Origin of the sequence: Streptomyces sp. B5E4 (genome assembly GCF_039871555.1) — a bacterium.
Classification (GTDB): Bacteria; Actinomycetota; Actinomycetes; order Streptomycetales; family Streptomycetaceae; genus Streptomyces.
In genome coordinates this window covers 1-1,459 of record NZ_JBDPMI010000071.1, presented here as the reverse complement: position 1 = coordinate 1,459, position 1,459 = coordinate 1, and the positions used below count along the sequence as shown (strand labels likewise).

2 protein-coding genes are annotated in these 1,459 nt (G+C 72.0%); one reads left to right on the top strand and one right to left on the bottom strand.

What is annotated here, in order from left to right:
- Positions 1–142 precede the first annotated feature (142 nt).
- Positions 143–346, top strand: a complete 204-nt coding sequence (locus ABGA99_RS36490; protein WP_347575099.1) for a hypothetical protein — start codon at positions 143–145, stop codon at positions 344–346.
- Between the two features lie 71 nt (positions 347–417).
- On the opposite strand, the gene ABGA99_RS36485 is transcribed toward ABGA99_RS36490, so the two are convergent.
- Positions 418–867: an NUDIX domain-containing protein gene (locus ABGA99_RS36485; RefSeq protein ID WP_347575100.1), complete on the bottom strand. Its 450-nt coding sequence runs from the start codon at positions 865–867 to the stop codon at positions 418–420.
- Between the last annotated feature and the right edge of the window lie 592 nt (positions 868–1,459).

The following is a 1,459-nucleotide window of genomic DNA, read 5'->3' as shown; positions in this document are numbered from 1 at the left end:
GGGGGGGGTGGGGGACGAGGAAGTCGGGGGAACCCTGAGACTTCCGTAGGGGTGCGGCTGGCTCTTGGGTCGTAGATCCGGGGCGGCGGGGTTCCGCCCGCGGGCCGAGGTTTTCGCAGGTGATCCGCGGCACATTGGAAACATGAGCAGCGCTTCCATCGCCCCGCCGCGCGGGGCAGCAGACGCCAGGCGGGCCACCGACGTCCCGCAGCCCGACAGCCCGCACATCGCGACGGTGGCCGCGCGTGCGACGAGGAACCACCTGCACACGGCGTGGCGGGCGGTCACGGCTTTCGGCGGTGCGGTGGTGTCGGTGGTCGTCCTGGGGGAGTACGCGGACCGCTGACGGGACCCGGGCCGTAGGCATGGATTGACCGGAGGCCCGAGGCGGGTGTGAGCGGCACGTCCGGTGTGACCTCAGAGCGGTTGGGCGCGATCCAGTGCTGTGGCCGCCCGCCGAATGTTCTGCACCGTCCAGGGCGGGCAGTCCGCGGTGGCCTCGACTTCCGGTTGCGTACGCCAGAGGACCTCGGATACCTCGGCCGGTGCGGCGGGGTAGGGGGCTGCGTTCTCGGGGAGAGGCGCGGCGAAGAGGACGTTCACGACGGGGTTGCCGGTGTCGGAGACGAAGAAGGTGCTCTCGGCGTAGTGGAGCGGGACGCCGGTGAGATCGACGCCGATCTCTTCGGCTATCTCGCGCCGGGCGGTGGCTTCGAGGACGTCGTCACCGGAAGGGCCGGCGGTTGCCTCTACTTTGCCGCCGGGGACGGCGAGGGTCCCGCCGGCGTGGCCCAGGTCGGGGTGGCGGACGATCAACAGCCACTGGTCACGGCGCCGCAGGGCGACACAGACGTTGACGACGTACACGGAGAACCTCCAAGGACGGCCAGCCGGAACGATCCCGGCAGCGCAGGGCACCACAGGAACGATCTCAACGACCGGGCGCCACAGGGCGCCGGACAGGGCTGGCGCCCAGGCGCCCACCCGCAACGAGCCCGCGAGACACCGCAGTCCGGGGGACCGGCACCCGGAATACCGGCACCCGGGTTACCGGCACCCGGGTTACCGGCACCCGGAATACCGGCACCCGGAATACCGGCCCGAGCGACCACCCCGAGGACGCGCAACTCCCCCGGCCCATCTCCCCTCACACCCGCCCAAGGGTATGCGCCTGCTCTGACAGTGCGGGGGCGGCGGGGTGTTGAGCTGGTAAGTCGTGAAGGTGGGGCGGGTGCGGGGGTACGGCATCGGGCGCGCGGTGGTGCGTGGGGTGGGCCCGCGTACGGGGGGTGCGGCGTCGGCGAGCGGCGGTTCGTCACGTGTACCGGTGTACGGGGGATCCGCGAAGGGAAAAGGGTGTCGTTGGGGCTCCCCCCGGGCCACCCCACTCCTGAGTGTGCGGGCCTGCGTCCGCCGTCAAGGGCGTCCCTCTCCGCTTCGCTGCGAGGGGCGTCGCTGC